At 40.2% G+C, this 10,479-nt stretch carries 2 protein-coding genes; both read right to left on the bottom strand.

The genetic code is table 11. The features are described 5' to 3' along the window. A partial coding sequence (locus tag ACY2RS_RS15290) for a beta strand repeat-containing protein (protein WP_490099538.1) occupies nt 1–9,915 on the bottom strand: 9,915 nt, incomplete at its 3' end. A gap of 307 nt (nt 9,916–10,222) precedes the next feature. Further along, a partial coding sequence (locus ACY2RS_RS15285) for a T9SS type A sorting domain-containing protein (protein ID WP_490099537.1) occupies nt 10,223–10,479 on the bottom strand: 257 nt, incomplete at its 5' end.

The following is a 10,479-nucleotide window of genomic DNA, read 5'->3' as shown; positions in this document are numbered from 1 at the left end:
TGGATTTGCACAGTTGTCTGAAGCCGTTGCTAATGTCGCGTAATCTGGTAGTATAAAAGTGCAGTTTACATCGGCATTTTCGGTTTGATCTATTGGACAAGTAATCTCTGGTGGAATCTCATCTAACACATCTAAGTTAAACGTACAACTTGTAACATTTGTTCCATCATCTGCAAAAATGGTAATCATTGTGGTTCCCTGACTTACGATAGTTCCGGGTGCTGGGTCTTGCGAAATATTCACCACCGTTGCACAATTATCTTGCGCCATAACAAGTCCAGTATAATCTTGAACCATAAATTCACAAAACTCATTTACACTGCCTAGTTGATCATTCGGACAGGTAAGCATAGGAGCAAGGTTGTCTTGAATGGTAACTACTGCAATACACGTATCTGTATTTCCAGCGTCATCAGTGACAGTTAACGTTACGTTTACTGTTCCTGGTGCTTGTGGTGTTGTAGTAAATGAACCTAAAGGGAATGGTATTGCAGCTGTCGCATTTGAGGTTTCACCATCCAACGCGTTGATGCCACTATAGTTCCAGTTGTTTGAATTAAAAACACCAGCATTAGGAGTCTGTTCGTTCATTCTATACGCCCATCCATCAAGGTAATCCCAAGCTTCGCCAGAACCATCAGTATTAATGTCTCCGAAAGTATCTATTACAATTCCGTTAAAGAAAAGTTCCATAGCATCATCACCATTAATGGCTACGGAGCCACTCGTAAATGTGGGTGCAAAGCCAAAGAAGTTCGCAAAGTCTGCTGCATCTGTTGCAACGTAAATAAAGTCTCCTTCCATTGCTGCTACTGTTGGGAAGGTAAATTCTTCTCCATCAGTTCCTCCGCCATTGTTGGCAGAACCGATTCCGTACATTGACAAATCTGAAATATCTTGTTGAACTTTTAATTCAATTCCTTTTGGACTTCCTCCAGGTAAAGGCCCATCATAAACACCAGTAATTATAAGAGGCGCTAGTCCATTTCCATTGTCTTCTAAATCACTACATGTAAATGTATCTTGCGATATTGAAACTATAATATTTCCGCAGTTATCGCTACTACCACCATCTACATCGGCAGCTGTAATCACTGCTTCTCCATTGGCATCAAGTTCTACCGTGATATCCTGACACACTGCTACTGGTGCTGTGTCATCAATTACAATAAGATCAAAAGAACAATCTGAACTGTTAGCACCATCTAGTAAGGTTAACGTAATTGTTGTAGTACCTGGAGCTACTACTGTACCTGCAACAGGCAATTGCGTCACCGTTGTAGTGCCTTCACAATCGTTATTTACTGTTGCTTGAAGGGTATAATCTGGGATGATAAACTCGCAATTTGCATCTACGCTTTCGGTTTGGTTTGTCGGACAAGTAATAGAAGGTGTTATACCATTACCAACAACAATATCGAACGAGCAACTTATGCTGTTTGTACCGTCTGAAACTAAAATTTCTATTGGAGTTGTTCCCACACCTACAATAGCACCTGGCGCTGGTGTTTGCATTATTGTTACCACACCACAATTATCATCTATAGTTGCTAAGGGTGCGTAATCTGGAATTATAAACTCGCAATTTGCATCTGCACTTTCTGTCTGAGTTGCTGGGCAGGTGAGGGTAGGGGCGAGATTATCTTCTACCGTTACAAATGCCGTACAGGTAGCTGTTAGTCCTGCCTCATCTGTTACTGTTAGTACCACTGCTACAGGTCCGGCAGGGGGTGGTGTTACAAAATAAGTTCCAATAGGGAATGGCACAGCAGCACTCGAATTGTTCGTTTCTCCATCAAACACATTGATTCCACTATAATTCCAATTCGCCGCGTTAAAGGTTCCACCATTGGTCATTTGTTCGTTCATTCTATACGCCCATCCATCAAGGTAATCCCATGCTTGTCCTGAGCCGTCTGTGTTAATATCTCCAAAGGTGTCAATCAGGACACCATTGAAAAACAACTCTACCGCGTCATCTCCATTTATTGCCATGGAGCCGTCTGTATAATCTGGTGCGAAGCCAAAGAAGTTTGCGAATTGAGTTCCTTCTGATGCTACATAAATGTAATCTCCAGCAGTTGCCATGACTGGAGGGAAGGTAAATTCTTCACCATCTGTACCACCACCATTGTTTGCTGAACCAAGCCCATATACAGATAAATCTGCAATGTCTTGTTGTACTTTTAATTCTACCCCTTTTGGAGTTCCGCCAGAAAGCGGACCATCATACACTCCCGTAATTAATAATGGCGATGCTGTAGTATCAGTTCCCAATAGATCGGCACAAGTAAATGTGTCTTGAGAAACGGATAATGTTATATTTCCGCAGTTATCAGAGCTTCCCCCATCAATATCAGCTCCTGTAATTGTTGCTTCACCATTGATGTCTAGTTCTACTGTTATGTTTTGGCAGGTTGCTGTGGGTGCGGTATTGTCTTCTACTAAAATCGTTACCATTTCGTTACTACTCGTGCCACAGTCATCGGTAAACGTCACCGTAATATTTACAGATGGGATGTCTGCACAGGTAAAGGTCTCTTGGCTAAATGAAAAGCTTAGAGCGGTACCTGTACTACCGCTGGTAATGGCATCTCTGTCTGCTTGTGTTAAGGTATAACTCGCACCTGTAAGTGCTACGGTTATTGAATTGGTAACTGGCACCAAGGGGTCGCATTCATTGACATCATTAATGTTGATGATCACGATTTCAGGAGTACTTGTGTTTGTGCCATCACTAACTGTTATGGATAGGGTAAAACTAGTAGTTCCGCTTTCAAAATCAAGATCCCCAGAATCGTTTACTGTAAGTAATCCTGTTGCCGGATCGATAGCGAAAGGCGCATCCATATCACCGTCTATACTTGTATTACCACTTACAATAGTCCAATTTCCAAAAGTAGTTCCTGCATCAGTATCTGTTGCTAAAATGGTTCCTATAGCAGTTGTATTTGGTAAATTCTCGTCTATTGTAAATAGTTGACCTTGAACAACTATAGGAGTCTCATCATCATCGCTAATAGTCACTGTCGCACTATCTGGAGTACCTATTGATGCATCTAGATTGTCTGTTCCAGTAAGTGTTACCATTACGGTCTCGTCTGCTTCATCAATATCATCTGCAATCACAGGTACGATAATAGTAACACTGTTTGTGTTTGCTGGAAAGGTAAAACTAGTACCTAAAGCAGTATAGTCTGTTCCCGAAGTAGCGGTACCTGCTACAGAAAAAGTGACATTAGTGTCTGTAGGAAATTGTTGTGATGCTGTTACTGTAAATACGCCATTAGTAGCATCTTCTGCCGCTTGTGTGGTCGCCACTATAGATAAGGTGCCCACCACAACTTCTTCTAGCACCACATCATTACCATCGCCACCTACGTAACTTACTCGTAATGTTTGCCCATTAAAAGGAATAATTGCACCTTCTGCCAAGCCATTAAAATTTCCGAGGATAGCATCTGCACCGTCATTTTCTATTATGGTGAATTGAGCGCCGCTAGTAATGGGTATTGCAATGTTATCAACCAGTGATAATGTAGCATCTGTAATATCTACAGTGCCTGTTACGGCTAGTTGATCGTAATCTGTTCCTGGGATAGTCTCTCCGTTTATATCTACAATAAGTTCATCACCAGCAGAAAACGCAATATCTCCATTAACAGGGAATAATCCTACGGCATCAGCTCCTTTTTGTAAGGTTCCATTTATAGTAATTGTATTTGCTTGAATTATAGCTGTTGGAGGGATTCCTGCAGGGGTTGTAATAGGTCCTGCAGTCGCTGTTAAGGTAGCCAATGTTCCTGCTAGAATAGAATTGTTAAAGCCATCTATAGTAATACCGTTACTGATGGCATTACCTGCTGTACCATTAATGTTAACACTACCAGTTCCTGTTGCAGATATGGAAGATAGTTGAAATAAGTAGACACCAGAGTTATCTGTTCCTGGGCCAGCAGATCCAGTTCCATTTAAAGATATTGTGCCATTGCCTATTTCTTCCAAAGATCCACCATTATAAAGAAAAATACCGTAGTTTTCAATTCCGTTTCCATTACCTTGACCCGTTATATTGATACCGCCGCCATTGGCTTGTACCGTTGCATTATTTGCGATCTCGACACCTCTATAAAAGCTTCCTGGATCTCCTGTAGTCCCTCCTGTACCATTAATAGTGATAGCATCGTTAGCCACTGCCGTAATTAAAGAACTACTACTTAAGAAGACCCCATAATTAAAAGTATTAGTGCCTCGTCCTTGTCCTATGATTTCGATGCCGCCGCCATTTGATTCTAATACAGTCGAATTTCTAGTAAATACTCCATGATTTTCAGATATTCCGATTCCTCCAGTTCCATTCAATACTAGAGCTCCAGTCCCCAGATCTTCAATAGTTGAATTATCACATTTAATACCATGATTACTACTTGCACTTCCCTCGGCTTGACCTGTTAAGTTTATGCCTCCACCGTCTGTTCGCAATGTACTATTCTGTAATGATATTCCTTCGTTGCCAAAGGACCCTTGACCACCTATACCGTTCATACTAATAGCCCCATTATTTAAATCTTCGACCAGAGTGTTTAAACTAAGCAATATTCCTAGGTTCTGACTGACAACTGTGTTGTCAATTAAACCATTCAAGGATCCTTGTCCTGTGAATTGTATACCTCCGCCATTCGTTTGTAGCGTAGCGGATTGTGCTCTTATTCCAATAGCAAGAAATTGAAGTCCTGTTGATGTTCCGTTTACTGCAATGGCACCTGTTCCCGTTGCTTCCAAGCTTGCTCCGTCAACTTCAATACCTATGCTAAATAACCCAGTTCCTGCACCAGAAGTACCGGTGATGTTTATGTTGCCATCTACCGTGGTCACCATACTATTTGTGTTTAAGATAGCAACTCCATGATTTCTTTCAACTCCATCACCTCCTTGTCCTAGTATTGTGATAGCACCAGCGCCTACATTTTCTATAACAGCATCATTTGAAATAAGAACTCCGTTATTACCATTACCCGTTGCGCCAGTGGCGCCTTGTCCTGTTATATCAATATTTCCACCTGCTGCATTAATAGTTGTGCCAGCTCCGTCAATGAACACTCCGTTGTTGTTGTCAATTCCTGCTCCACCAGTTCCAGTAATACTGATATCACCTAGTCCTAACGCCTCTATTTGAAATCCATTTTCAATACTAACTCCGTTATTACCACTTGCGGCTCCAGTACCTGGTGCTATACCAAAACAATTGATGTTTCCTGTCCCAGTAGTTCTTATGGTACCAGACGTAAATGATATGGCGGTATTATCAAACCCTGCTATTGGTGGTACTGTATTTACTCCAAAATTAAGGTTCCCATTTTCTGCCGAAATGTTAGCGTTAGAATCTACCATTATAGATTGCACACCGTTGAAAGTTATTGTTCCAACAGCCGTAGCTGTTATATCTTGTGAAATAACAATGTTTTGAGCAGTAATATCCCATATACCGATGCCAATAGCCGTAGGGTTTGTAATAAAATTTGCGGTATCATCTAACCCTGCATTTAGTGTAAGATTTGCATTAAAGTTGGGATCTATTCCTTGAAAATTAATAATATCAGCTCCGCCACCAGTATTTGTGTTAATAAGTAAGTTATTGGTAGGGTTTGTAAATGTCACACTTTCTCCCAAAGTACTGTCAATTATGTTTACATTAGGAGTAGCGTTGTTCTGTAAGGTAATCGTTTCATCACCTGCAAAAAATGTAAACTCGCGATTGGTAACATTTAAGTTGTCATTGATAGGTTCTAAGCCAACATAATTAATAGCACTGTTTCCTGAAACTGCAACACCGCCATCATTTTCATTGATAAAGGTGTGTTCTACGGTGGCAAAAGTAGCACCGCCTTGTAGTCTTAAGATATCGCCAGGGTTGGTGCTATTTTGAGTACCACCGTTATAATTAATGATGTTTGTAAAATTTCCGCCAGAAAAATCTGTGGTTACAGTATCATCACCGCCTGCTGTATTTATTTCTATGCTTCCTGTTATTGAAGCAATAGGAACGTCTATCGTATTCGCATCTATTTGAGTGGCTCCTGCTCCTGCAACTAAAGGGTTTGTGGGGTCTGTGATGCGGTAGTTGGCACCATTAATTACTAGGCTTACATTATCATCACGGTCATCATTATCTGTAAATTCTAGATCACCAGTACCTGCATTTACAATTACATTCGATGCTGGTAATAAACTTTCATAGGCACCAAAATCTACCGTGGCTGTTCCATTATTGTCACTATCTACTATTCTTGGGTTACCGTTAAGGTCTGTTGTTCCTGTAACTGCAGTGTTATCTCCCAAATCAATCACGGGTGATGCGGTTTGCAAAGTAAAATCATCCATTGTTGGATCAACAAATAAGGGGTCATTTACTGGGTTTGTACCATCTAGACCTCCATTTGTTGAATTGTCTAACCCTTCTACAAGTGACGATGATAGATTTAAAGTAACATCGCCAGAGATGTTAAGTTGCTCGTCAAAACCTAAACCACTTTCATTATCGTAAATGATAGTGTTTGAAATATTTAAGGGGTTTGTAATTCCACCGTTTTGAGCATAAATTGCTTGTCCAACATTACTAGCTATATTAAAAGCGAACGTACAGTTTGTAATGTTGGTAGTGAGTAGGCTTCCAGAACCATTGCTTGTGCATATATTAAATATCGCTCCACCTTCAGCTTCAGAATTGTTATCATAAAACAATGAATTTGAAATACTTAATTGACTGTCAGTTTCAAAACTAGAAATGTTATATATTCCACCTCCTCGCTCTGAAGCCCCAACACCTGGATTGCCATTATTATGAAAAATAGAATTTGTAATGGTACAAGAGAAATTTCCTCCCGAAGCTACTGTTTGATTCGTCAAACCTCCACCAAAAGCTCCAATATTATTTCTAATGGTACATTGATTGATTACAATATTTGAATCGGTTGTGTTTGGGCAGTTATACCAACCACCTCCTCTAGCTTCAGGGTTTATTGTTAATAATAGTGTTCCATTAGCATTTCCGTATTCTATTATAAACCCATCTACTTTTATAGGATTTACAGCATCAATGGTAGTGATTACCGAGTACGAATTGTCTGAAGTATCGCCATTGACACCAATATCTCCACTTAAAATAGTTTCGTACAACCTAAAATTTCTTGTCATTAAGTCTATGGCACCATTACTTGGGGAGAAACCTCCATAAATTGAAACACCATTTGGTATATTAAATGTGGCATATCTTCCGGCAGGCGCAGTGGGTAAGTAGGTGCCTTCTGCAACATATATTGTATCTAATGTTGGACAAGCATTAATGGCTGTAATTGCATCCTGTAGATCTATGTATGCGTTGGCCCAAGAAGATCCATCGTTAGTTCCTGAGGCGTTTATATCTATATAAATAATATTAGCAGAAAAGACTGTACAATCTGTTATGTTAGGATCATAGGAGCCCATACTTGGTGGGTTTGGTCTTGTGGCACCTGTTATATCTGTAGTAGGAGCTCCAGTGGGTGTTCCAATCCCTACAGGAGCTGTGCCAGTTGATAATACAAGCCCGTCATCTGCTGTCATCAACACATTGTCTGCACCATCTGGGTCTGCGTCATTCACAAAAGGACTCGCGCTAAGGGTAATGCAAGTTCCGCATCCCGTTATGTCATAATCTTCAAATGCAGAAAAACTTACAATAGGAGTTGGCGAGTTGTTAAAAATATCATTTTGATCTGGAGAAGTATTTCCATAAAACAAAGTATTTTTTAAAACAAGAAACGAGTTACTAGTATTATAAATACCACCTCCGTTTGTAGCAGCATTATTTCCTGAAAAGGTCACATTTGTTAATGTAGGCGATACATTAGAAGTATTATACATTCCCCCTGCGAAATCAGCATTATTTCCCGAAAAGGTCACATTTGTAAGCGTAGCGGATGAAAAACTAAAATTAGACATTCCCCCACCTGCGCTAGCATAATTTTCTGAAAAAGTCACATTTGTTACTACAAGTGATGAATTCGATGAATTACTCATACCTCCTCCTTCTACAGTAGCATTATTTCCTGAAAAAATTATATTTGTTACTGTAGGGGAGGAACTATTATTGTACATTCCCCCACCAGAACGGCTGACTACAAGTGTTCCTCCATAATTGTATTGTGAAATGATATTTGCATTTCCACCAAGTATAGTAAACCCGTCTAATTCTGCTGCAGTTGTAAGTCCAACAGTTACAAATACGTGAGTGGCGTTTTCTCCATTATTGGCAATATTTAATGTAGCACCACCTCCCGTTACGATATCATCACTATTAAAATCTCCACTTAAAATGGTAGGGTTTGCTTGCCAGTCTCTTTCTGTTAATAAAGTTTCTGTTCCAGCAAAGCCACCATAGATTTTTAAGTCTTTACTGGCAAAGTGAAATGCACGAAAACGTTCATTTCCTTCTCCTGTAGGTGCGCCGTCTGGTTCTTCTGTAGGGAGATAAGTACCTTGTGCCACCCAGATTTCTTCGCCTGAATCTGCGCAGTCTAGTGCGGGTTGTAGGTCTGTAAAGGCATCTGCCCAACTCGTCCCATTGTTTGCTCCTGTTGCGTTGGTGTTTACGTAGAGTCTTGTTGCTGCTTGGCAAGGTGGCGCATTAAATTCATACACCCGCACATGGCCAGAAGTTGATCCGTTTACTCCAGTATTAAAACCAGCTCCAATCGCTATAATGCTGCCATCTGCAGATAGCGATATAGCCTCTCCAGAAGTATCACCTGCTGCTTCGCCATCAATATCATCGCCTACTTGTGTCCATGTACCACTGTTATTTTGGTAGGTGCGAACATGCCCGGAGTTGCTCCCGTTTGTACCATCATTTAAGATAGCTCCTATGGCTACGATAGTGCCATCTGCAGAAAGTGCTACTGACTGTCCAGACAAATCACTTGCAGCTTCCCCATCAATATCTTGGCCCACTTGTGTCCATGTGCCACTATTGTTTTGATAGACGCGTACATGCCCAGCACTCGTTCCATTTCCATCATTACCAACTGCACCAATAGCAACGATGCTGCCATCTGCAGAGAGTGCTATTGAACGTCCAGAAACATCACTTGCAGCTTCTCCATCAATGTCTTGGCCTATTTGCGTCCAGGTACCACTATTGTTTTGATAGATGCGTACATGTCCAGAGTTGCTCCCGTTTACTCCAGCATTGTTATTTGCTCCAATTGCCACAATAGCGCCGTCTGCCGAGAGTGCTACTGACTGTCCAGAACCATCACTCGCTGCTTCTCCATCAATGTCTTGTCCTTGCTGTATCCAAGTATTGATACCGTTGTATGCATAGATGCGTACATGCCCAGAGTTTCCTCCATTTACACCATCATTACTTCTGGCACCAATGGCAACTATGGTGCCATCTGCAGATAAGGATACAGCGGATCCAAAGGAATCAAATGTAGCTTCTCCATCAATATCTTGGCCTATTTGTGTCCAGGTGCCACCAGTATTTTGATAGATGCGTACATGCCCCGATTCATTCCCGTTTGCGCCATTATTTAATGATGCACCAATAGCTACTATAGTGCCATCTGCAGATAGGGATACAAAACCAGAGAAATCACCTGCAGCTTCTCCATCAATATCTTGACCTACTTGTATCCAGGTACCGTTATTGTTTTGATAGATGCGCACATGACCAGAGTTTACTCCATTTACTCCATCATTAGCTAAAGCGCCAATTGCCATAATACTGCCATCTGCAGACAGAGATACGTATTCTCCAGAGTTATCGGTTGCTGCTTCCCCATCAATGTCTTGGCCTAGTTGTTGCCATTGTTGGGCTTGTATGGTTAGAGTTAGTAAAATAGAAAAGAGTAGGAGTAAGGTCGTTTTTTTCATATCAATACAGGGTTGGTTATAAACATGAGGAGATCACCAATGTACTAAATATGATTGGTTTATAATTGAAATACGAATGTATAATTATAGACTAATCGATTAATCACTTTTTTTTTTGATAAACTACCTAATTTTCTACACTTACCTGTTTCAGTTATTTTAAACTAGAAAATGTTATTTAGATCATTTTTAAGACAACTAAAGTATGTAGGGTTTTAAAATTTCCGAAGTACGTATCTAGATAAAAGTCCGCCAACATCACTATTAGCGGACTTTAATTTATTTTTTTACAGATAAAATATATTTTCTATTCTTTTATAAGCTTTATAATTTTTGTGTTTGAACCGCTTTCGATTTTTAAGAAGTAGGTTGCACTTGCTAATTCGTTGAGGTCTATTTCTTGTTTTTCAAAAACTTCGGAAATGTTATAAGATTTTACCAATCTTCCTGTTACATCAAACAATTGTATGGAGTCTAAAGATAGTAACTTCGGATTTTCAATAGTGATCTTATTTGAAAACGGGTTTGGATATACAAACACGGTGTCTAGGGTATCTAAAATTT

The sequence above is a fragment of the Patiriisocius sp. 208BN25-11 genome (genome assembly GCF_058147145.1).
This window is presented reverse-complemented; position numbering and strand designations above follow the sequence as displayed.